Origin of the sequence: Streptomyces sp. NPDC005483 (assembly GCF_040606035.1) — a bacterium.
Classification (GTDB): Bacteria; Actinomycetota; Actinomycetes; order Streptomycetales; family Streptomycetaceae; genus Streptomyces.
In genome coordinates this window covers 432534-455534 of sequence record NZ_JBEXEA010000001.1, presented here as the reverse complement: position 1 = coordinate 455534, position 23001 = coordinate 432534, and the positions used below count along the sequence as shown (strand labels likewise).

12 protein-coding genes are annotated in these 23001 nt (G+C 72.4%); 7 read left to right on the top strand and 5 right to left on the bottom strand.

From position 1 onward, the window contains the following. Positions 1-1608: 1608 nt before the first annotated feature. The 7 genes from ABZT06_RS02045 (at position 1609) to ABZT06_RS02015 (ending at position 17372) form a co-directional block, all read left to right on the top strand. Positions 1609-2880, top strand: a complete 1272-nt coding sequence (locus ABZT06_RS02045; protein ID WP_355733398.1) for an MFS transporter — start codon at positions 1609-1611, stop codon at positions 2878-2880. After that, the gene (locus ABZT06_RS02040; RefSeq protein ID WP_355733395.1) at positions 2837-6610 is read left to right on the top strand and encodes an amino acid adenylation domain-containing protein; all 3774 of its coding nucleotides are present in this window, start codon (positions 2837-2839) and stop codon (positions 6608-6610) included. Before ABZT06_RS02045 ends, ABZT06_RS02040 begins: the two co-directional genes overlap by 44 nt. A 69-nt stretch (positions 6611-6679) precedes the next feature. Continuing rightward, positions 6680-11707, top strand: coding sequence for an amino acid adenylation domain-containing protein (locus ABZT06_RS02035; RefSeq protein ID WP_355733393.1), 5028 nt, complete (start codon positions 6680-6682; stop codon positions 11705-11707). Between the two features lies 1 nt (position 11708). Next, positions 11709-12425: an alpha/beta fold hydrolase gene (locus ABZT06_RS02030; RefSeq protein ID WP_355733390.1), complete on the top strand. Its 717-nt coding sequence runs from the start codon at positions 11709-11711 to the stop codon at positions 12423-12425. A 26-nt stretch (positions 12426-12451) separates the two neighbouring features. Next, positions 12452-13309 (top strand): glucose 1-dehydrogenase, encoded by an 858-nt coding sequence (locus ABZT06_RS02025; protein WP_355734089.1) that lies wholly within the window; start codon positions 12452-12454, stop codon positions 13307-13309. Further along, complete coding sequence (locus tag ABZT06_RS02020; RefSeq protein ID WP_355733387.1) at positions 13306-16158, top strand: amino acid adenylation domain-containing protein; 2853 nt, start codon at positions 13306-13308, stop codon at positions 16156-16158. Before ABZT06_RS02025 ends, ABZT06_RS02020 begins: the two co-directional genes overlap by 4 nt. Beyond that, positions 16155-17372, top strand: a complete 1218-nt coding sequence (locus ABZT06_RS02015) for an ATP-grasp domain-containing protein (protein WP_355733384.1) — start codon at positions 16155-16157, stop codon at positions 17370-17372. The genes ABZT06_RS02020 and ABZT06_RS02015 overlap by 4 nt, the downstream gene beginning before the upstream one ends. A 229-nt stretch (positions 17373-17601) precedes the next feature. On the opposite strand, the gene ABZT06_RS02010 is transcribed toward ABZT06_RS02015, so the two are convergent. The 5 genes from ABZT06_RS02010 to ABZT06_RS01990 all read right to left on the bottom strand — a co-directional run bounded on the left by ABZT06_RS02010 (position 17602) and on the right by ABZT06_RS01990 (position 22555). Continuing rightward, entirely contained in the window at positions 17602-18927 is a 1326-nt protein-coding gene (locus ABZT06_RS02010) for an LLM class flavin-dependent oxidoreductase (RefSeq protein WP_355733383.1), read from the bottom strand. Beyond that, positions 18924-19979, bottom strand: coding sequence for an aliphatic sulfonate ABC transporter substrate-binding protein (locus tag ABZT06_RS02005; protein ID WP_355733381.1), 1056 nt, complete (start codon positions 19977-19979; stop codon positions 18924-18926). Before ABZT06_RS02005 ends, ABZT06_RS02010 begins: the two co-directional genes overlap by 4 nt. A 61-nt stretch (positions 19980-20040) precedes the next feature. Then, on the bottom strand, positions 20041-20772 hold the full coding sequence (locus ABZT06_RS02000) for an ABC transporter ATP-binding protein (RefSeq protein WP_355733378.1): 732 nt from the start codon (positions 20770-20772) through the stop codon (positions 20041-20043). Then, positions 20769-21662: an ABC transporter permease gene (locus ABZT06_RS01995; RefSeq protein WP_355733376.1), complete on the bottom strand. Its 894-nt coding sequence runs from the start codon at positions 21660-21662 to the stop codon at positions 20769-20771. Before ABZT06_RS01995 ends, ABZT06_RS02000 begins: the two co-directional genes overlap by 4 nt. Further along, positions 21659-22555: a TauD/TfdA family dioxygenase gene (locus ABZT06_RS01990; RefSeq protein ID WP_355733373.1), complete on the bottom strand. Its 897-nt coding sequence runs from the start codon at positions 22553-22555 to the stop codon at positions 21659-21661. Before ABZT06_RS01990 ends, ABZT06_RS01995 begins: the two co-directional genes overlap by 4 nt. Positions 22556-23001: the final 446 nt, after the last annotated feature.

The following is a 23001-nucleotide window of genomic DNA, read 5'->3' as shown; positions in this document are numbered from 1 at the left end:
AGGGCCGACGTCGCGGTGCGGAGGGGCAGGACCTGCCGATCGCCCTCGCTGGGCTGGACGCGGCCCCGCCCGGCATCGCGGCCGTCGCCGTCGGCCTGGCGCCGGCCCAGGCGCCCTCAGCAACGCCCTGGCGTACGCGAAACAGCGGGAGACCTTCGGACATGATCACCGATCACCAGAGCGTCGCGTTCCCGCCGGCTGACATGGAGGCCGCCGTGGACAACGCCGGGGCCGCCCTCCTGGCGGCGGCCCGGCGCAAGGACCCCGGACTGCCGTACGGCCGTCAGCGCCGAACTCGTCGCCACCGATGCGGCGATGGGGGTCACCACCGACGCCCTCCAGGCCTTGAGCGGCGCGGGCTACACCCGGCCTCCCCGTCGAGCGCTACATGCGCGAGGCCAAGGTCATGCAGATCATCGGCCGCGCCACCGCCACCACGCTGCTGCACGCCAACGCACATGTGGTCATCGCCGACCTGACTTTGTACGGACACCGAGCGCGGAGGTGTCCCGGCTTGCCAGATCTTGGACTTGAACAGAGTACGCAGCACTTTGGACTCCTTGAAGACGGCTCCCTGCCTGCTTTGTGCAGGTCAGACATAGGCGGTCGAGTGGATCTGCGACTGCCTGATGGCCCACCGTCGCCTGCGGAGCACACGATCCCGGCCGAATCCCGGCGCCCGCCCCAGTCGGTCATGCGGTGAAGGCTCCCGCGCGCCTTGACCAACTCACCGGACACCGCAGGCAGGGAGGACGGGTCGAGGCGCTGCGCACCCTCAGAGGCGCTGCGCACCCTTGGGCGACGGCTCGGTCCGGCGCCCGCCAGGGCGCTGCGCAGGCGCTGCGCGGGCTGTGACGGCGGGCCGTCGGCCGGCCGCCCTGCGGGGAGTACTGCGGGAAAACCGCCGGTTCACTGGCCGCAAGGCGAGCAAATTGTGTCGTCATCTTGACTGAAAAGCACGTGTATCCGTCAGGAACCCGATCAGCCAGCCGGACGGACCGCCCACCGCGCCCCTCCCGCGAGCCGTCCGGTCGGCTTCCCGGATCGCCTCCCGGACCCCACACGCCGGGCGTACGCGCCCCGCGGCGAAGGGGTGGACCCTCCCGCCGCCGCCATTCGCCGTGATCAGCGGCGTGCATCCGGCCGTCACGCCGGTCCAGGAACCCGTCCGGGCCGCCCGCCGCGGAGGCCGGCCGACGGTGGAGAGGGAGCGAGGCCGCGTCCGGCCCGCTCTTCGGCGACGTCGCCCACCGTCCGAACTCAAGCTGCAGAACAGGCCATTCCTTCTGGCTCTCCGTCGTTGACGCGTTTCACGCGAACTGTTAGAACATTCGGCGGATATCGCGGGCTGCTCCGGCAGCCGCAATACGGGGGTGGGGGCACTTTTTGAGGACACTCGCACGGGGGATTCCGGACTCGAGAGCCGGAAACGAGCGCGCCTGACAGGTCATACGTAAGAACGCGGGGACCGTCGACGCATGCCCGCGGGCATGTCGACACATCACGCCCTGGCGTTTCTCCCATTTGCACACCCGCGGCGGTGTTGGCGCATTTCATGCCACCCGCCCGCTTAGCTTGCCCATCTCGGCCTACTGAACGGTGTGGAACGTGAAAGCATATCTGGCCATCCTGCGCATCGGTGACTACCGGTTGCTCTGGTCGGCTCTGGTGCTCAACCTGCTCGGCGACGGCGCCACTTACGCAGCCCTCGCCTGGATCACGGTGGAGGAGTCCGGCGCCGCCGGGCTGGGAATCCTGGGAGTCTGCCTCACACTCCCGGTGATCGCCGGAGGGGCCGTCGTCGGCCCGCTTCTCGACCGGTTCTCCCGGCGCAAGCTCTTCATCTACGACTCGGTGTTCCGGGGCATGGTCGTCGCGCTGATCCCACTCCTCGCCTTCGCGGACTCCCTTCATGTCTGGCACCTGTACGTCGTTGCGCTGGTGTACGGCTTCCTCAAGATCATTCCGCTGGCCGGCACACCCGCCGTGCTGCCCGAACTGGTGCCCGCCGACAAGCTCCAGGCGGCCTCCGGCCTGGAAGCCACCGCCATGGGCGCCGCCAACGTCCTCGGGCCGGCCATCGGCGCGGGTCTGATCACCCTCTTCGGCGCCCCCAACGTCCTGATCCTGGACGCCGCGACCTACCTGCTCTTCGCCTTCCTGATCAGCCGGATCAAGGCCCCGATGGGCCGCCCCGAGCCGGCGGAGACCAATGGTGACGCACCGCAGCGGCCCGGCTGGGCGCCCGTCTTCCGGCTCATCGTCCGCGACCGTTTCCTGATGGTGCTGACGCTCTCGTTCGGCGCCTTCAATGTCTCCGCCGGCGCCCTGGTGGTCGCGCTGCCGTGGCTGGCGAAGTTCGAGTTCGGCAGCGGGCCCGGGGTCCTCGGCCTCATGCTGGCCGTGATGGCGGCGGGCGAACTCATCGGCTCGCTGGTCTCCGGCGCCGTACAGACCTCCGAGAAGCAGATGCTCCGCATCGGAGTCTTCCAACTGCTCTCCGGCGCCGTCCTGTTCTTCCTCATCCCGACCGCGCTGCCCTGGATCCTGCTCGGGCTGGCGCTCAACGGCATCCTGTCGGCGCCGATGACCGTCCTCGGCGGTGTGGTGCGAATGACCCGGGTGCCCAACGAGATGCGGGGCCGCGCCATGACGCTGATGCGCACGGTGATGGCGGGCGCCCTGCCCGCCGGTTCCGCGCTGGGCGGCTTCCTGCTCACCGACAGCCACTACCACGGGCTGATCATCGCCGTCGCCGCGCTCGCAGCCGCGCCCGGCATCCTCACGCTCGTCCTCTTCCGCCGTACCCCGTTCCGATTGGGGGTGACCGCGGCCGATGACCAGCAGACCCAGAACGACACCGTCCTTTCCGGCTCCTGACGCCGGCGAACCCGTCCTGCTCGTCACCGACCACCCGCGCGCCCTCGACAGCGGCACGGCGCCCTTCCGCACCCTCACCGTCGACCTGCCGCCCCTGCCGCGCCACAACCCCGGCGAGGAGGAGGGCGCCCTCCTCCTCGCCGCGTACGCCGTGGTGCTGCACCGGTACACAGGCCGCCGCCTGCTCCTCGTCGACACCGACCGCGGAGCCCTGGCGCTGACCGTGGACTCGGCCGGACCGGTCGACGCACTGCTGGCCGGGTGCGCCGCGCCGCAGCCCGCCGGGCCCTCGGCCGGCACACCCGTGCGGTACGCGGACCACACGGCCCCCGGCGCCCCGACGGAGGCGACGGGGACGGGAGCCGCGACGGCGCCCGGCGAGGGGTGCGAGCTGCTCCTGATCCGTGACGGGGACAAGGCCCGCCTGGCGTACCGCTCCTCCCTGTTCGAACCGGCCACGATGGAACGTTTCGCCGAGCACCTGCTGCGCGTACGGGAGTTCCTCGCCCGCCGGCCCGACGACACCGTCGGCGAGGCGGACCTCCTCGCGGAGGGCGAGCCGGCGCTGATCCTCGGCACCCTCAACGACACGGCCGTCGACTGGCCGGACACGGCCACGGTCCACGGGCTCTTCGCCGAGCAGGCCCGGCGCACCCCGGAGGCCACCGCCGTCACCTGGGCCAACGGTCGGATGGACTACCACGAACTCGACCGGCGGTCGGCGGACCTGGCGGCCGCGCTGCGCACCTACGGGGTGCGCACCGGCGACCGGGTGGGACTCCGCGCGGCGCACGGCCCGGAACTGGTCGTCGCGGCGCTGGGCATCCTCCGCGCCGGAGCGGCCTATGTCGCGCTGGAGCCCGACCACCCGGCCGAGCGCACCGGCTGGCTGCTGGCCGACTCCTCGGTGCGGGTGCTGGTCACCGGCACCGGCCTCCCGGCGGCCCCGCCCTTCGACGGCACGGTCCTGACCGTGGACGTCCGGGACCACGAGGACGCCGCCGCGCCCCTCCCGGCCGCCACCACCGGGCTCCAGGACTCCGGGGCAGGGCCACCGGCCGACCCCGCGTCCGCCGGAGACCTGGCGTACATCTGCTACACCTCCGGCACCACGGGCACGCCGAAGGGCGTCCAGGTCACGCACCGCAACGTGGTCCGGCTGGTCAAAGGAACGGAATACGTACCGTTCGGGCCGGACACCAGAATGCTGCCCACCGGTTCGGTCGCCTTCGACGCGAGCACCTTCGAGATATGGGGACCACTGCTGAATGGCGGAAGTCTCCACATGGCCGACCGTGACGTCATTCTCAACGCCCGGGAATTAGGCCGGGAACTGAGCACGCGGCGGATCACCACCATGTGGCTGACCTCTCCGCTCTTCAACCAGTTGGTGGAGCAGGACGCGAAAGCATTCCGCCCGCTTAGGGAACTCGTCGTCGGCGGTGACGCGCTTTCCTCCCCGCACGTGGCGAAAGTCCTCGACGCGTGCCCGGAACTGACCGTGGTGAATGGGTACGGGCCGACGGAGAACACCACGTTCTCCCTCACCCATCGCGTCACCCGCGACGACCTGGACGGCCGCCGCATTCCCATCGGCCGGCCGATCGCCAACTCCACCGCGTACGTCCTCGACGAGGCGGGACGCCTGTGCCCCGTCGGCGTGCCGGGTGAACTGTGCCTGGGCGGGGCGGGCGTCACGCTCGGCTACCTGGGCCGGCCAGACCTCACCGCCGAGCGGTTCACCGAGGACCCCTTCGTCCCCGGCGGCCGGATGTACCGGAGCGGTGACCTGGCGCGTCTGCGGCCCGACGGAGTCATCGACTTCCTCGGGCGCCGCGACCACCAAGTCAAGATCCGCGGGTTCCGCATCGAACCCGCCGAGGTCGAGAAGGCCATGCTCGGCCACCCCCGGGTCGCCGAGGCCGTCGTGACGGCACGGCCCATGCCGGGCCGCGGCGACCTGCGGCTGTGCGGCTACTACGCCGGCCCCCGGCCGCCCGGGCCGGAGGAACTGCGCGACCACCTCGCCCGCACCCTGCCCGGCCACATGGTCCCGACCCACCTGGTGCCCCTGGAGCGGCTGCCGCTCACCCACACCGGCAAGGTGGACCGGGGCCGGCTTCCCGACCCCGACGGCTCACCCCTGCTCGCCGCGACCCCGTACACCGCGCCCGCCGACAACATCGAGCGCACGCTCGTCGAACTGGCCGAGGCGGCACTCGGCCTGACCGGCATCGGCACCGGCCACGACCTGCGCGACCTGGGCGCCGACTCGCTCACCGCCACCCTGATCGCCGCCGGCGCCCAGGAACGGCTGGGCCGCCACTGCCCGGCGGGCGCGGTCCTGCGCAGCGGTACGCCCGCCCGTCTCGCCGCCCTGCTGCGGGACTCCACCGCCACCGCCACGGCACGCATCCCGGCCGCGCCCGACGCCGACACCTACCCGGTGACCCCGCAGCAGCGACAGGTCTACCTGGAGCAGATCAAGGACGAGCGGGCGGTGCACTACAACGTGCCCGTCACCCTCGACCTGCCCGCCGGCACCGACCCGGCGCGCCTCGCGGACGCCCTGCGGCGGCTCCCGGAGTACCACGAGGCGCTGCGCACCCGCTTCACCGTCGAGGCGGGCGAAGTCCGTCAGTGCGTCGAGGACCACGCCGAACCCTCGGTACGGGTCGTCGACGACCCGCGCGACGCCACCCCGCCCGGCGCGTTCGTCCGCCCCTTCGACCTGGCGCGGGCACCGCTGTGGCGCGCCGAGGTGCACCGGGCCGGCGAGGGCGTCCGGCTGCGGATGGACCTGCACCACATCATCGTGGACGGCTTCTCCCTGACCCCGCTCATGGAGGACCTGGCGCTGCTGTACGCGGGCGGCGAACCCACCCCGCCCGCCCGCAGTTACCGGGACTACGCGGTGTGGCTCCGGGGACGCGACGCCACCGCGGCCCGCGAGGCGCAGGCCCTCCACTGGGAGGAGGTGTTCGCCAAACCGGTCGACCCAGCGGACCTCCCCACCGACCGGCCCCGCCCGCCGCTGCGCGAACTCGACGGCGACGTCCTCGCCTTCGGCCTCGGCCGCGAACGGACCGACCGGATCCGCGCCGTGGCACGCGCGCACGACGTCACACCGTTCGCCGTGCTGGCGTCGGCGTACGCCCTGCTGCTGGCCGGGCTCAAGGGCACGGCCGACATCACGATCGGCACCCCCGTGTCCGGCCGCACCGTCCCCGGACTGCACCACACCGTGGGCATGTTCGCCAACACCGTCGTCCTGCGCCTCGACGCCGACCCCGCCCTGCCGTACGACGCCTTCCTGCGGCGTACCGGCGAGGCCGCCCAGGAGGCCGCCGCTCACCAGGACTTCCCGTTCGAGGAGCTCGTGGCCCGGACGGCCCCCGGACGCGACTACAGCCGCACCCCGCTGTTCGACGCGCTCCTCGCGCTGCACAGCGCCCGCTACCTCTCCGTCGACTTCCAGGGCACCCGCGTACCGCTGCGCCTGGAACAGACCGGACAGGCCGTGTTCGACCTCAACATGCAGATCCACGAGACCCCCGGCGGCATGGACGTCGCCTGGCAGTACGCGGCCGGTCTGCTGCGCCGCGACACGGTCGAGACCTGGCGCGACACCTTCACCTCGGTGCTCGACACGGTGATCACCGAGCCGACCACTTCACTGGGCGCACTCCTGCCCGCCCCCTCCGGCTTCGACCTCGACTTCGATCTCTGACTGCACACGGCACCACGCACACGCACAGCCCGTCACGCACTCACCCGCAGCTCGATCCAGGAGATCCCTATGCCGTCGCACCACCCTGAGGCAGCACCCTCCACGCAGGCCGCCCACTGGCGATCCCAGCTGGCCGCGCTCACGGAGACCTCCGGCTTCCTGTCCGACTTCCGCCCGCCGGCGGACCGGGAGCTGGTGCCCACCGCCACCCACGCGGTACGCCTCGGACCCGAACTGACCGCCCGCCTCGACCGCGTCAGCCGCGACCGGCCGGAGCAACTGCACATCGTCCTGACCGCCGCCCTGATCGCCCTCGTCGGCCGCTGCACCGGCCAGGAGGACGTCGTCGTCGCCCAGCCCTCCCGCGGCGCCGCCCCCGGCCACGCCGGCGGACCGCTCCTGCTGCGCACCGCCCCCACCGGCACCCTGCGCGAACTCCTCGCCCGGGTCGCCGCCGCCGTCAAGGAGGCCGAGCGCCACCAGGACTGCGACGTCGCCGCCCTCGCCGCCGAACTGGGCCGCGCCGACGCCTTCGACACCGCCATCGAGCTGACCGGCTTCCACGACGCCGGGTACGCCACCCCCGCCACCACCCGCTTCACCGTCTCCCGCGAGGACGACGGACTCGTCGTCACCGTCACGTACGACACCGACCGCCTCGGCGAGGACTCCGTCCACCGCATCGCCGGCCACTACGCCCTGCTGCTGGACCTCGCCACCTCGGAACCCGACCGGCAGGTCACCGACCTGCCGCTGTGGACGGACGAAGACGCGACGATCATCGCGGCGAGCAACGCCACCGAGCGGCCCTTCGACCGCGACGCCACCCTGCACGGCCTGTTCACCGCGCAGGCCGCCCGCACCCCCGACGCCCCCGCGCTCCTCACCGACGCCGGCACCGTGACGTACGGCGAACTCGACGCCCGCTCCGACCGGCTCGCGCACACCCTGCGCGGACGCGGCGTCGGCCCCGGCACCGTCGTCGCCCTGGTCGCGGAGCGCTCGCCCGAGATGATGACGGGCCTGCTCGCCGTACTGAAGGCGGGCGGCGCCTACCTGCCCGTCGACCCCTCCTACCCGCAGGCCCGCATCGACTTCCTCCTCGCCGACAGCGGGGCGCGCCTCGCGCTCACCCAGGCCCGGTTCGCCGCACTGCTCGGCGACACCCCGGCGCTCGACCTCGAGGACGCCGCCGCGTACGCCGACGCCGACGGCCCGGCCGGCCCCGCGGGCGGCGCCGGCGACGTCGCGTACGTCATCTACACCTCCGGCTCGACCGGCCGCCCCAAGGGCGTGCAGGTGGAGCACCGCAGCGCCGTCAACCGGCTCGCCTGGATGCAGAACGCCTACCCCCTCGCGGCCGGCGACGTCATCCTGCAGAAGACCTCCGTCTCCTTCGACGTCTCCGTCTGGGAGCTGTTCTGGTGGCCCCTCGCCGGCGCCGCCCTCGCCCTGCCCGCGCCCGGCGCCGAGAAGGACCCGGCCGAGCTGCTCGCCGCGCTCGACCGGCACTCCGTGACGACCCTGCACTTCGTGCCGTCGATGCTCAGCATGTTCCTCGGCCACCTCGACCGGTTCGGCGACGCCACCCGGGCCCGGACCGTACGGCAGGTCTTCGCCAGCGGCGAGGCCCTCACCCCCGCCCAGGCCGCGCACTTCGCCGAACTGCTCCCCGAGGCCCGCCTGATCAACCTCTACGGTCCCACCGAGGCGACCGTCGACGTCACCCACCAGCCCGTCACCGCCCTCGACCGGGCGGGCCGCCGCGCCCGGCTGCCCATCGGCCGGCCGATCGACAACATCCGGATGCACGTCCTCGACGACCAGGGCCGCCCCTGCCCCGTGGGCGTGCCCGGTGAACTCCACGTGGCCGGCGTCGGCCTGGCCCGCGGCTACCTCGACCGACCGGAGCTGACCGCCGAGAGGTTCACCGGCGGCGCCGCGGTCGGCGAGGAGCGCCTCTACCGCACCGGCGACCGCGCCCGGTGGCTGCCCGACGGCACCCTCGACTACCTCGGGCGCGTCGACCTCCAGGTCAAGGTCCGCGGCTTCCGCGTCGAACCGGGCGAGATCGAGGAACGGCTGCGGGCCCACCCGGACGTCCGGGACGCCGCGGTGGTCGCCGTGGACGACGGACTGACCGCCTCCCTGCGGGGCTTCGTCGTCCCGGCCGGGGAAGCACCGGCCGAGAGCGCGCTCAAGGACCACCTGCGCGAGGCGCTGCCCGCCTACATGGTGCCCGGCCGCATCCTCGCCCTCGACGAACTGCCGCTCACCCCCAACGGCAAGCTGGACCGCGCGGCCCTGCGCAGCCCCGACGCGCTGCGCCCGAAGCCCGCCGGCCACGTCGCCCCGCGCACCGAGCATGAGAAGACCCTCGCCGAGATCTGGCGCGAGGTCCTCGGACGCGACCGGATCGGCGTCAACGACAACTTCTTCGCCCTCGGCGGGAACTCGATCCACTTCGTGTCGGTCCTCGCCAAGGCCCGCGAGCTGGGCCTGGAGTTCACCTTCCAGCAGCTCTTCAAGCACCAGACCATCGCCCGGCTCGCCCACTGCATCGAGGACGCGGACGAGTCCGCGACGGCCGAGGCGGACGTCGCGGCCCGCGGCGCGTTCCGGCCCTTCGAGCTGATCGGCGACGCCGACCGAGCCCTGCTCCCGGAGGACGCCGAGGACGCCTACCCGCTCTCCATGCTCCAGGCCGGTCTGATCTTCCAGACCGAGATCACCGGCGGCCTCGGCCAGTACCACGACGTGCTGAGCTACTCGATCACCGGCACCTTCGACACCGAGGCCTTCACCGAGGCCGTACGCCTCCTCACCGCGCGCCACGCGATCCTGCGCACCACCTACCACCTCACCGGCTACAGCGAGTTCCTCCAGATCGTGCACCGGGAGGTCGACCCGCCGCTGACCGTCGCCGACCTGCGCCACCTCGACACCGCCGGGCAGGAGGCCTGGCACCAGGAGTGGCTGGCCGCCGAGAAGGCCCGCCGCTTCGTGTGGGAGGAGGGCGGGCTGGTCACCCTGCACGTCCAGGTGCTCGGCGACGACCTGTTCCGCTACACCGTCAGCCAGCACAACTCGGCGCTCGACGGCTGGTCCATCTCACTGCTGCACACCCAGCTGTTCGAGCTCTACCACCAGCTGCGCGAAGGCCGCGACACCTCCCACCCGCCCGTCGACAACCACCTGCGCAACTTCGTCGGCCTGGAGACCGAGGCACTGCGCTCCCCTAAGTCCCGGGACTTCTGGCTGAAGGTGCTGCAGGACCCGCACCCCGCAGACGTGCCGCCCCGGCCCGGTGCCGAGCCCACCGACGACTTCCGCGTCGTCCTGCGGGACGTGCCCCTGCCGAGCGGGCTCACCCAGCGCATCGAGGCCACCGCCGACGCCCTGTCGGTGCCCTTCAAGGACGTGCTGCTCGCCGCCCACATGAAGGTCCTCGCCCTGGTGTCCGGCCAGGACACCGTGATGACCGGCTACGAGCACAGCGGCCGGCCCGAGCTGCCGGGCGCGGAGACCACCCTCGGCCTGCACCTCAACACCGTGCCCTTCCAGATCGACCTGGCCGGCGGGACCTGGGCCGACCTGATCCGCCGCGTGTACCGCGCCGAGGCCGACCTGCTGCCGCACCGGCGCTACCCGATGGCCCGGATGAAGCAGGACCTCGCCACCCAGCGCGTCCTGTTCAGCACCACGTTCAACTTCACCCACTTCTACCTGCTCCAGAACCTGAAGAAGCTGCCGGAGTTCTCCATGCTGGACATGCGGGTCGACTCCGAGACGGAGTTCCCGTTCCGCACCGAGTTCTCCCAGCACTTCTTCGACGACGAGCTCCAGCTCTGCCTGCACTTCCACACCCACCTGTACGACGAGGCGCAGATCGACCGCATCGGCGGCTACTTCGTACGGGTGCTGGAGCTGATGGCCGCGGAGCCCGACGCGCCGCACGACGCCCACGCCCTGCTCGCGGACGAGGACCTGGTCCTGCTGGGCCGCACGCCCGGGTCCTCCACCCCGGCGGCGGCCCCGGCCGCCGCCACCGCCGGCAGCGCGTCCGAGGCCACGGTCACCCGCATCCGGGAGGCCTGGGCGAACGTCCTCGGCACCCCGCCCTCCGCCATCGCCCGCGACGGCGACTTCTTCGCCCTCGGCGGCAACTCCCTGTCGGCGCTCCGCGTCGTGCTGGAACTCGACGGACTGGTCACCCTCTCCGACCTCACCCGCATCTCACGCCTCGGTGAACTGGCCGCCCTGGTGGACGAGCGCTCCGCGCGCGAGGAGGGCGCCGGCCAGGAGGACGGCGAGCTGCTCCAGCGGCTGACCAGCACCCCGGGGGAGGCCGCCCTCGGAGCGGTGATCTGCGTCCCGTACCCCTGCGGCCACCCGGTGAACTTCAAACCGCTCGCCGAGGCGATCGAGAAGCTCACCCCCGACCTCGTCGTGTACGGCGTCGAACAGCCGGGCCACAGCCCCGAGCGCCGGGGCGAGTTCACCGACGTCGCCGAAACCGTGGTGCGGATCGTCGACGAGATCGAGCAGCGCGCCGACCTGCCGCTGATCCTCTGGGGCCACTGCGGCGGCGCCGCCGTGACCGTCGAACTGGCCCGCGTCCTGGAGGAGCGCGGCTTCGACCTCCGGCACGTCTTCATCGGGTCCAAGCTGCTGCCGCCCGCCTCCGACATGCGCGAGTCCATCGCCATGATCGACGGCTGGAGCGACGAGGAGATCATCACGTACATGGTCGAGGAGACCGGCTACAGCGAACTGGACGGCCTCGACCACCGCTACCTCTCCTTCCTCGGCGACTCGTTCCGCCACGACGTGTGCGGCGGCTACCGCTACTTCATCGGGCGGACCGAGCAGCCGTCCGGGCGGCGCATCGAAGCGCCGTTCACGGTCGTCGTCGCCGACGACGACCAGGGCCTCACCCACGCCGCCGAGGCCCACCGCTCCTGGGAGCTGCTCGCCGAGGACGTGCGCTTCCAGCGGCTGGCGTGCGGCGGCCACTACTTCGTACGAGGAAACCCCGCCGGCACCGGCGAACTGATCGAGCGGGCGTGGGCCACCACGACCGAGATGGAGGGCTGACATGCCGCAGATACCCGTCCTGTGCTTCCCGTTCGCCGGCGCCGGCGCCTCGGTGTACCGCCGCTGCCAGGAGTACGGCAGCGACACCGTCCTCATCACCCCCGTCCAGCTCCCGGGCCGTGAGGAGCGCTTCGGCGAGCCGCTGCACACCGACGTCGTCGCCGCCGTCGACGACCTGCTGCCGTCCGTGCTCGACCGGATCGCCGGCAGCCCCGCCGTCGCCCTGTTCGGCCACAGCCTCGGCGCCGTCCTCGCCTACGAGATGGCCCACCGGCTGTCCGCCCTGGGCCGGCCCGAGGTGGTCAAGCTCATCGTCAGCGGCTCGCCCGGCCCCTGGACACAGCGCCGGACCAGGGCCACCGGTCTCACCGACGAGGCGTTCCTGGCGCAGGTGCGGAAGTTCGCCGGGTACACCCACCCGGCACTGGAGCACCCCGACCTGCGCGAGATGCTCCTGCCGCCGCTCCGCGCCGACGTGGAGATGCACGAGAACTACCGGGCGCCCTCCGGCAAGCCCCTCCCCGTCCCGGTCGTCTCCGTGCGGGGCGACCACGACGAACTCGTCTCCCGCGACGAGGCGGCGGAGTGGGAGGCGGCCACCACGGCCGCGTACCACCACGCCGAACTGCCCGGCGGGCACATGTACGTGGTGGAGTCGCCCGACGGCCTGATGCGCCTGCTCGACGCCGAGCTGGCCGGACTGGCGGTGCGACGGTGACCACACCGGCCCCCACGGCACACGACGTGCCGACCGCACCGGCCGGGCGCCCGCCCGGCCGGCTCGCCGGGAAGACCGCCCTGGTCACCGGCGCCGCACGCGGGATCGGCCGGGCGTGCGCGGTGGCGTATGCCCGGGCCGGCGCCGACCTGCTCCTCACCGACATCGGCCGCGACCTGCCCGGGGTGCCCTACCCGCTGGGCACGGCCGACCAGCTGGCCCACACCGCGCTCCTCTGCCGCGAGCAGGGCGCCGGGTCCGTCGTCACCGTGCCCGCCGACGTCCGCGACACCGAGGACGTGCGCGCCGTGGTGGACGCGGCCCTCGACAGGTTCGGCAGGATCGACGTCCTGCTCAACAACGCCGGGATCGCCGCCCCCTCGGGCAAGACCGTGCACGACATCACGCCCGACGAGTGGGACCTGATGCTCGACGTCGACGTCTCCGGCGCCTGGCGGATGATCCGGGCCGTCGGCAGCGCCATGACCCGGCAGCGCTCGGGCAGCATCGTCAACGTCGCCTCGACCGCCGGCCTCGTCGGTTACCGCCACTTCGCCGGGTACGTCACCGCCAAGCACGCGCTGGTGGGCCTCACCAAGGCCGCCGCCCTGGACCTCGCGCCGTTCGGGGTCCGGGTGAACGCCCTGTGCCCCGGCTCGGTGCGCGACGACGAGGCGGCCGAGGGCCGGATGCTCAGCGAGATCGCCCGGTCCCTCGACGTCCCCGTCGAGGAGCACGAGCAGACCTTCATGGCCGCCCAGCCGATGAACCGGCTCATCGAGCCGGACGACGTGGCGGGAGCCGCGCTCTGGCTCGCGTCCGACGAGTCCCGACAGGTGACCGGTTCGACGGTCACCGTGGACGGAGGGTTCACCAGCCGATGACCGACGACCACCTTTACGATCCCTCCGCCGCCGGGCGGCTGTGCCGCGCCGTCGCCCTGCGCGTCCACACCGGCGCCGACCCCGAACGGCTGGGACGCGACCTGGCGCTGCTCACCGGCACCGCCGGCGCCCGCCTGTGGGTCGAGGACGTGCCCGACGGGGCGGAGTCCCCCGCCGCGGCCCACGCTCGGGAACGCGAGCTGACCCGCCCCACGGACCCGGACACGGGACCCGGCCTGCGGGCGGTCCTGCTGCGGTACGCCGACGGGGGCGCCGACCTCGTCGTCGTCGCCCACCGGGCGGTGCCGGCGGACCCGTACGAACTGGCCCGCGCCCTGCTGGACCCGGCCGCCCGGCCCACCGCCCCGGTCACCGCGCCGCACGACGCCGCTGGGCGGCTCGGCGAGCAGGTGGCCCTGCTCGGCCGGGCGCCGGCCCCCGACTGGGGCCTCGGCGAACCCGGCGCGGCCGGCGCGGGCAGCCGCTCCTTCACCCTGCCGGTCCACGGCGACGCCCCGGCGGCCGTCACCGCCGCGGCGGCGCTCGGGCTGGTCCTGGCGCGCTGTGCCGGCGGCCCCGACGTCGAACTGGGCACCGGCCCCGGGCACAGCATCACGTTCACCGCCGACCCCACCGCCACGGTCGGGGAGTACCTGGAGCGGGTACGCCACGCCGAACCGGTGCCGTCCCGCGCCCCCGCGGCCGGCCTGTACGTCACCGAGCCCGCCGAGGTGCTCACCGGCGAGGGCCTCAAGGCCGAGGTCATCGAGGACCGGCCGTTCCTCGCCCCGCTCCACCCGCTGTCGGTGCACGTGGCGGACGATGGCTCCACCGTCCTGTCCGGTGTGTGCCACCACCGGCGCTCCGCCTTCGGCGACTCCGCCGTCGAGTGGCTCACCGGCATGCTGGTCACTGCCCACCGCGCGCTGGTCACCGCACGGCCTGACACGCCGCTGGCCGACGTCCCGCTCTTCGACGACGAACAGCGGCACCGCCTGGCCGTCCTGGGCGGCCTGGGACGCGCACCCGCCGCGCCCGAGGCGGCCGGCGAACGCATCGAGCGGACCGTGCGGTCCTGGGCCGAACGGACCCCGGACGCGACGGCCCTCACCTTCGAGGGTGAGGAACTGACCTACCGTCAACTCGACGAGCGGGCTGGTCGGATCGCCGGCGCGCTGCGGACGCTCGGCGTCGCACCGGCGGACCGGGTGGGCGTCTGCCTGGACCGCACGGCCGACCTCGTGGTGATCATGCTCGGGGTGCTCAAGACGGGCGCGGCGTACGTCCCGATGGACCCCGCCTACCCGGCCGACCGGCTGGCGTACATGACCGAGGACGCGGAACTGTCCCTGGTCGTCACCGAGTCCGACGCGTTTCCCGCCGCGGAGGGCGTGCGGACGGTCCACCCCGGCGCTCTCGCCGGGGTGGACCCGGACGAGCAGGCGCCGGTGCCCGGACCGCTCTCCGCCGACGCCGCCGCCTACGTGATCTACACCTCCGGCTCCACCGGCCGCCCCAAGGGCGTCGTCGTCCCGCACCGCAACGTGGCGGCCCTCATGGACGCCACCCGCGCGGACTTCGGGCTCGGCGGCCGGGACGTGTGGACCCTCTTCCACTCCAGTGCCTTCGACTTCTCCGTCTGGGAGATCTGGGGCTGCCTGACGACCGGCGGCCGGCTCGTCGTCGTGCCCTACTGGGCGTCCCGGGACCCGGAGCGGTTCGCCCGGCTGCTGGGCGAGGAACGAGTGACCGTCCTCAGCCAGACCCCGAGCGCGTTCGCCCAGCTGATGGAGGCCGACCGGGCCGAACCGGTGACCGACTCGGTGCGCCTGGTCGTCTTCGGCGGCGAACCGCTGGACACTCGCCCGCTGCTGTCCTGGCTGGACCGGCACCCGGCGTCGCGGTGCCGGCTGGTCAACATGTTCGGCATCACCGAGACCACCGTGCACGTCACCGCCCAGACCGTCACCCGCCGTGAGGCGCTGACCGGTTCGAGGTCCGTCGGACACCCGCTGCCCGGCTGGCACCTCTACGTCCTCGACACCGAGGGCCGCGAGCTGCCCCCGGGCGTCGCCGGCGAGATCCACGTCGGCGGGGCCGGAGTGGCCGGCCAGTACCTGAACCGGCCCGAGCTCACCGCGCAGCGCTTCGTCCCCGACCCGTACGCCCCCGGCCCCATGTACCGCAGCGGCGACCGGGGCCGGCTCCTGCCGGACGGCAGACTGGAGCACCTGGGGCGCCTCGACAACCAGGTGAAGCTGCGCGGCTTCCGCATCGAGCTGGACGAGATCCGCGCCCGGCTGCTGGACGCGCCCGGTGTCGCGGCGGCCGCCGTGGTGCTGCGGCAGAATCCGGGCGACGCGGCCGGGGCGCGGCTGGACGCCTATGTGGTGCTCCGCGGCGAGGACGGGGGCCCGGGCCCCGACGGTGCCGCGCCCTCGGCCGGAACCGAGGAGGTGCGGCGCCACGCGGCACGATTCCTGCCCGAGCACATGGTCCCGTCGACGGTCACCGCGCTGCCCGCCCTCCCACTCACCCCCAACGGCAAGATCGACACGTCCCGGCTGCCGGAGCCCCTCGCCGGCGTGCGGAGCACACCGGCCGCTGCGGACGAGGAGGCCGACGACCTGGAGACCCGGCTGCGCGGCGTGTGGGAGAAGGTCTTCGGGTTCCGCGTCGGACCGGACGACGACTTCTTCACCCTCGGTGGCAACTCGCTGCTCGCCGTACGGCTGCTGGCCGCGCTCCGCGAGGCCCGCATGCCCGTCTTCCCCCTGCCGCAGCTCTACCTGCACCGCACGGTACGCACCCTGGCCGCCCACCTCGCCGAGGCGGAGGCACGCGCATGAGGAGAACACTCGCCCTCGTCGGCGCCGGCTCGCAGATCTATCGGGAGTACCTGCTGCGCTCGGTGGCCGGAGAGTACGACGTCCACCTGCTCGCCGACCGCGCGCCCACCTGGGAGGCGCCGTACCTCACCGGGCACACCGTCCTCGACACCGCCGACCCGGCCGCGCTGGCGGCCGCCGCCCGGGGCCTGGGCTGCGCCGGGGTCATCACCTGGGACGACACCCGGGTCGTGCAGACCGCCGAACTGGCCCGGCTGCTCGGCCTGCCGGGCAGCCCGCCCGAGGCCGTGCTGCGGTGCCGCGACAAGCGGGCCACCCGCGAGGCGCTCCGTGCCGCGGGGGTGCCGCAGGCCGAGTCGGTGCCCGTCACCTCGCTCCCGCAGGCCCGCGCCGCCGCCGCGCGGGTGGGCTACCCGCTGGTGCTCAAACCCCGGGCGCTGAACGCCAGTACGGGCGTGGTGAAGGTGGAGTCCGCCCACCTGCTGGCCGGCCGGTTCCGGCTGGCCCGCGCGGCGACCGCGCCCGGCGCCGTGGAGGTGGCCCCCGGGGACGTCCTGGTGGAGGAGTACCTCGACGGCCCCGAGATCAGTGTCGACGCGGCCTGGTACGAGGGCCGGATGTCGCTGGCCTTCGTGGCCCGCAAGGACTGCGGCTACCCGCCGTACTTCGAGGAGGTCGGCCACCTCGTCGACGGTCGCGACCCGCTGATGGACGACCCGCGCGTACGGGACGTGGTGGCCGGTGCGCACCGGGCCGTCGGCTTCACCACCGGGTGGACCCACACCGAACTGCGGCTGACCGCCGCCGGCCCCAAGATCGTGGAGATCAACGCCCGGATCGGCGGCGACCGCATCCCGGACATCGGCCGGCTCGCCCTCGGTGTCGACGCCGCGCTCGTCGCCGCCCGCGTGGCCTGCGGCGACGAGCCCGACTTCCGCTCCGACCGGCACCGCGTGGCGGCCGTCCGCTTCCACTATCCGGAGGCGGACTGCATCGCCCGCCACGTGTCGATCGACCGCGCGGCGCTGCCCCCCGGGGTGGACGCCGCCCTGGCGGTCGCCCTCCCCGGCCAGGAGCTGCGGCTGCCGCCGCACGGCCATGTCGCCGGCCGCTACGCCCTGGTCACCGTCGTCGGCGACACCCGCGAAGGGTGCCTGGCCGACCTCGACAAGGCCGCGCCCGCGATCGGTCTGGAGGTGCTGCGCCCCCTGTGACGCAGGGCGGCCACCCGGCTTGCCCGGTGGCCGCCTCAGCCGCGCACGGGGCCGACGAGAGCAGTAGGCGATACCTGCGGCCGGCGAGCGGACCTGTTTGCAGGGCGGGATCCTCCTGACGGTGCATCAGACCTCGCGAAGGGCGCTCAGGTCGTTCTCGCTCCCCTGGGCGCCCCTTCGCGAACGGCCGCGACCAGCGTACGCAACGGCCCCCGAAGACCTCAGCGGGTCAGTCGTGGAACTGGTTCGCAGGCACCGGGAGCCCGTAGTGCTCGCGGAGGGTCGTGCCTTCGTACTCCTCGCGGAACAGCCCCTTGCCGCGCAGGATCGGCAGGACGTGCTCGGCGAAGGCCGCCAGGCCCGACGGGAGAGCGGGGGCCATGATGTTGAAGCCGTCCGCGGCACCGCCCTCGAACCAGGCGATGATCGTGTCCGCCACCTGCTCGGGTGTGCCGATGAACTCGAAGTGACCGCGGCCGCCCCCGAGCCGGGAGATGACCTGCCGGACCGTCAGCCGCTCGCGCACCGCGAGATCGATGATCAGGTCGGAACGGCTCTGCGAGCCCTCCAGCTTCGGCCTCGCCAGGATGAACTCCGGCAGCGGCTGGTCGAGTTCGAAGACCGACGGCTCGGTCTCGAACACCGCGGCCAGCTGGCGCAGCCCGTACTCCGGGACGCGCAGTTCGTCGAACTGCCGCGCGAGCGCCCGGGCCTCCTCCTCGGTCGAGCCGATGTACGGGACGATGCCGGGCAGGACGATGACGCCGTCCGGGTCCCGCCCCGCCGCCCTGGTCCGTGCCTTGATGTCGGCGTAGAAACCGGCCGCGCGCTCGTACGTGGTGTGGGCGGTGAAGATCGCCTCGGCGTGGCGGGCCGCGAAGTCCTTGCCGTCCTCGGAGGAGCCGGCCTGGACGAGCAGCGGGTAACCCTGGGGCGGGCGCTCGACGTTGAGCGGGCCGGCCACCTTGAAGTGCGCGCCCTCGTGGCCGAGACGGTGCAGCCGCGCGGGGTCGGCGTAGCGCCCGGCGGCCTTGTCCGCGACGACGGCCTCGGACTCCCAGCTGTCCCACAGCGCCTTGGCGACCTTCAGGAACTCGTCGGCCCGGGCGTAGCGTTCGGCGTGACCGGGGCGGTTGTCGAGGCCGAAGTTGGCGGCCTCGTCGGCCCCCGCCGAGGTGACGATGTTCCACCCGGCGCGGCCGCCGCTGACGTGGTCGACGGACGCGAGCCGGCGGGCCAGGTTGTACGGCTCGTTGTACGTCGACGAGACGGTCGCGATGAGGCCGATCCTGCTGGTCGCCTGGGACAGCGCGGTCAGCAGGGTCAGCGGTTCGAGCTGGCCCGGGGGCCGGAACTCGCCGGTCCCGATGAGGGCCGGGCCGTCCGCGAGGAACAGCGAGTCGAACTTGGCGCTCTCCGCCAGCTGGGCCAGTTCGATCCAGTGCCGCAGGTCGAAGTCGGCACGGGGGTTGCTGTGCGGGAGCCGCCACGCCGCCTCGTGGTGGCCCGCTTCCATGAGGAAGGCGTTGAGGTGCAGCCGCCGTCTCCCGCTCATGAGGTGACCTTCAGCTTCGAGCTGTCGTAACCGGACGGGAGGAGGTTGTCGGTGATCGACTTGACGTCGACCTTCTTGGTGATCTGGCCGGCCTCCAGGAAGACGTCGGCGAGCTTCTGCTCCAGTTCGATATCCGACTGCTCCACCGGGGTCACCCGGTTCGAGTAGGCGGCCAGGGACGCCTTGGCGTCGGCGAGCGGGATGCCCTGTTCCTTCGAGAGAGCCTGCGCGTACTTGTCGGGGTTCTTGATGCCCCAGGCGAACTCTCGCGACAGCCGCTTCAGGACGTCCGTGAGAGCGGCGCGCTTGGTCTTGTCACTCAGCGACTTGTCGGTCGCCACGTAGTAGCTGCTGGTTTGGTCGACCGGCGGGAGGCCCTTCACCAGGATCCGTGCGCCGTTCTTGACCGCGATCGCCGACTGCGGGTTCCAGATCGACCAGGCGTCCACCTTGCCGGTGTTGAACGCAGTCGCGCTGGCCGCCGGGTCGAGGAAGACCAGCTTCGCGTCCTTGGGACCCAGGCCGACGCTTTTCAGCGCGTTCAGGGCCAGACCGTGCGCCGAACTGCCCTGCGGAACCGCGATCTTCTTGCCCTTGAGGTCGGCGGCCGTCCTCAGCTTCGAGCCCTTGGGCACGATGATGTTCTCCACGGCCTGGTCTGGCGTGAGCGAGCGGTTGACGGCGACGACCTTGAAGCCGTACTCCTTCGCGGCGCCGGTGATCGGCGGTACGTCGCCGACGCTGCCGAGGTCGATGTCGCCCGACACGGCGGCCTGCACGAGCGGCGGGCCGTAGGTGAAGCGGGCGAACTTCACCTTGTAGGGCGCGTTGTCGAACACGCCGGTGATCTTCGCCAGCTCCTGGCTGCCGTCACCGCCGTTGTCGCCGATGGTGAAGGTGTACTTGCTCCACTCGGGGTGCCCCGCGTCGCTCGCGTCCGCGGCGTTGCTCAGCGGCGCGGTGGTGTCCGAGGAGGATCCGCAGGCGACGAGGGTGCTCGCGAGGGCGAGCGAGCCGACGGCGCCGATGAGTCCGGTCGTTGTTCTTCGCATGGTGACGGTGCTTTCTGTGCAGGGTGAGGGTGTTCGGGGAGGTCAGTGGTGTTCGGGGAGGTCAGTGGTGGCCGGCGAGGCCGAGGTCCGCCAGGAGTCGGGCGCGAAGTTCCTCGCGTGCGGCGCTCGCCTCGCGGTTCGCGGCGGAGAGGTCCACCTCGTGCGAGCTGCCGATACGACCGCTGCCCATGACGACGATGCGGTCCGCCAGCGCGATGGCCTCGTCGACGTCATGGGTGACGAGCAGCATGGCCGCCTGATGCCTGGTCCGCAGCGCCCGTACGAGGTCGTGCATGCGCAGCCGGGTGATCGCGTCGAGGGCGGCGAACGGCTCGTCGAGCAGGACGAGTTCAGGCTCCGAGACCAGCGCGCGGGCGAGCGACACCCGCTGGGCCTCGCCGCCGGAGAGCTCCTTGGGCCACGCCTTCTCGCGGCCAGCGAGGCCGACCTCGGCGAGCACGTCGCGGGCCCGCTGCTCCGCGTCGGCACCGTGCAGGCCGAGCGTGACGTTACGCAGGACGCGCTGCCATGGCAGCAGCCGGTCGGCCTGGAAGACGATCGCACGCCGTGCCGGGACTTCCACGCGCCCGCCGTCGGGCCGGTCCAGTCCGGCGAGCAGACGGAGCAGGGTGCTCTTGCCGCAGCCCGAGGGGCCGAGCAGGACCACCAGCTCCTCGTCCGCGATGGTGAGGTCGAGGTGGTCCAGCACCACCCGGTCACCGAACTGACGGACCACCTGCTCGACGACGGCCCCGGTCTGCCGACGCGGCTCCGTCGCGATCGTGCTGCTCATGACGCCTCATAACTGGGTCGCCACCGCAGCAGCACCCGCTCGAGAGCCCGGACGACCTGGTCGGCGATCAGACCGAGGAGCGAGTAGATCACCAGCCCCACGAAGACCTGGTTGGTCTGGAGATACGTCTGCCCCTGGGTGATGAGGAAGCCAAGTCCCTTGTCGGCGTTGACCGTTTCGGCGGCGACCAGGCCCAGGACGCTGTAGGCGAGGGAGAACCGGAGGCCGACGAGGAACCCCGGCAGGGCTCCGGGCACCAGCACCCGCGTCACCAGGCGCCACGTTCCCGCGCCCGTCGTGCGCGCCATCTCGATCAGCCGCTGGTCGACACCCCGGATCGCGGCGAACAGGTTGAGGTACATCGGGACACCGGCGCCGAAGGAGATCAGCAGCACCTTCGTGAGCTCGTCGATGCCGAACCACACGATCATCAGCGGCAGCACCGCGAGGAGCGGGATCGTGTTGAGCACCTGCACGAGGCCGTTGAACAGGTACTCGCCGCTGCGCAGCAGCCCCCCGAGTACCCCGGTGACGATGCCCACGGTCAGACCGATCGCGAGACCGATGCCGGCCCGCTGCAGCGAGATGGCCAAGTCCGGCCCGAGGACGCCCTGTTGCCACAGGGCTACGGCGGATTTCACGATCGACGTCGGCGCGGGGGCGTAGGTCTTCGACACCGCTCCGGCCCGGGCGAGGATCTCCCAGGCGAGGAGGATCACGACCGGGGTCGTGTAGATGCCCAGCGGCCAGCGCAGGCGCTCGCGGAGTGTGCTGAGCGGCGTCCGGCCGCGGGCGTCGCGTGGCAGGAACACCTCGCGTTCCCGCGCGTTCGTCGTCTCGGCGTCCGGGGCCTTGGTGACGGCCGGTGCCTTGATGCTGAGTTCGGTCATGCCGCCACCGCCGGCACGCTGCTGTAGTGCGAGGCGTCGCCGACGAGCTGCTCGCTGCGGCGGCCGTCGACACCGGTCGGTACCTCTCCCGCGATCGTCACCCGGTTGAGGCGGCGCGGGTGGTCGTCGTAGTTGTCCACCGCGTAGTGCTGGGTGATCCGGTTGTCGAAGATCAACAGCTGGTTAGGGGACCATGTCCAGCTCAGGATGTTCTCCGGACGGGTCACGTACGACTGGAGGATGCGCAGCAGATCGGCCGAGTCGCTGCTCGACAGGCCGACGAGCCGCTTGGCGAACCCGCCGATGAACAGCCCGCGTTCGCCGGTGAGCGGATGGACGCGCACGACCGGGTGCTCGGCCTCGTAGGGCGTCGAGACGAAGGCCCGGTCGTACTCCTGTCGCTGCGCCGTCGTGGCCGCGGAGCGCGCGTAGTCGTACTGGTTGGTGTGCACGACCCGCAGCGTGTCCGCCAGGGCGCGCAGCGGTTCGGGCAGGTCGCGGTAGGCCGCGGCGGCGTTGGCGATGAGCGTCTGGCCGCCATAGGGCGTGGTCACGATGGACCGGAGCGTGGTGAGCTGCGGCGGGTTGACCACGAAGGTGACGTCCGTGTGCCACTCGTTGGCCTTGGACGTCGCGCTGTCGACGGCGAGGACGTTCGTCGTACCGTCGGCGGCCGGCACGTTCGGGTGGGCGGTGGTGAGGTCGCCGAACCACCCGGCCACGCGCTCCTGGCCGGCGTTGTCGAGGTCGACGTCGGCGAAGACGATCGCCTTGTGCTCGTTGAGGGCGTCACGCAGCGCCGTGACCGTCGAGTGATCGGGAGGCGCCGCGAAGTCGACGCCCTCGACGACCGCGCCGATGCGGCCGGTGAGCTTGCGGATGGACGGAGGCATGAGGAGGTCCCTCCCAGGCAGTTGGGCACGCCAAGGGGTGCTGGGGAACGGGCAGTTGAGTGAAAGGGGTCGGTGCTGCGCAGGACTGGCCGACCACGCGGAACACCGGACCGGGCCGGCCGGAGAGAAGACCCGTGGTCGCGGAAGACGCGTGGCCGAAGAAGACCCGTGAGCTCAGGACCGCTACAGCCGCGTTCTCAGTGACCGAGTCGGCGTGCGTGAACAGGCTCCCGGCTCATACGAGAAGGAGATGAGAGGAGAGGGGAGCCGTCAGGAGAGGGAAACGACGATCCCTTGCCGCGTCAGCGACAACAAAACGCGCTGGAGACGTGCGCCAGATCGATGTGGCGCCGCCGAGTGAGGTCCACGCGCGGGTTCATAAGACTGGAGTTCAGCAGAGTTCAGCCACGTCGGTCAATAACTTTCCGGACAGGTCTTGCATTGCG

Bases quoted from the DNA above. Each gene is read 5' to 3' on its own strand.
- ABZT06_RS02040 (WP_355733395.1), top strand. From the start codon at position 2,837: ATGACCAGCAGACCCAGAACGACACCGTCCTTTCCGGCTCCTGACGCC.
- ABZT06_RS02035 (WP_355733393.1), top strand. From the start codon at position 6,680: ATGCCGTCGCACCACCCTGAGGCAGCACCCTCCACGCAGGCCGCCCAC.
- ABZT06_RS02030 (WP_355733390.1), top strand. From the start codon at position 11,709: ATGCCGCAGATACCCGTCCTGTGCTTCCCGTTCGCCGGCGCCGGCGCC.
- ABZT06_RS02020 (WP_355733387.1), top strand. From the start codon at position 13,306: ATGACCGACGACCACCTTTACGATCCCTCCGCCGCCGGGCGGCTGTGC.
- ABZT06_RS02015 (WP_355733384.1), top strand. From the start codon at position 16,155: ATGAGGAGAACACTCGCCCTCGTCGGCGCCGGCTCGCAGATCTATCGG.
- ABZT06_RS02010 (WP_355733383.1), bottom strand. From the start codon at position 18,927: ATGAGCGGGAGACGGCGGCTGCACCTCAACGCCTTCCTCATGGAAGCG.
- ABZT06_RS02005 (WP_355733381.1), bottom strand. From the start codon at position 19,979: ATGCGAAGAACAACGACCGGACTCATCGGCGCCGTCGGCTCGCTCGCC.
- ABZT06_RS02000 (WP_355733378.1), bottom strand. From the start codon at position 20,772: ATGAGCAGCACGATCGCGACGGAGCCGCGTCGGCAGACCGGGGCCGTC.
- ABZT06_RS01995 (WP_355733376.1), bottom strand. From the start codon at position 21,662: ATGACCGAACTCAGCATCAAGGCACCGGCCGTCACCAAGGCCCCGGAC.
- ABZT06_RS01990 (WP_355733373.1), bottom strand. From the start codon at position 22,555: ATGCCTCCGTCCATCCGCAAGCTCACCGGCCGCATCGGCGCGGTCGTC.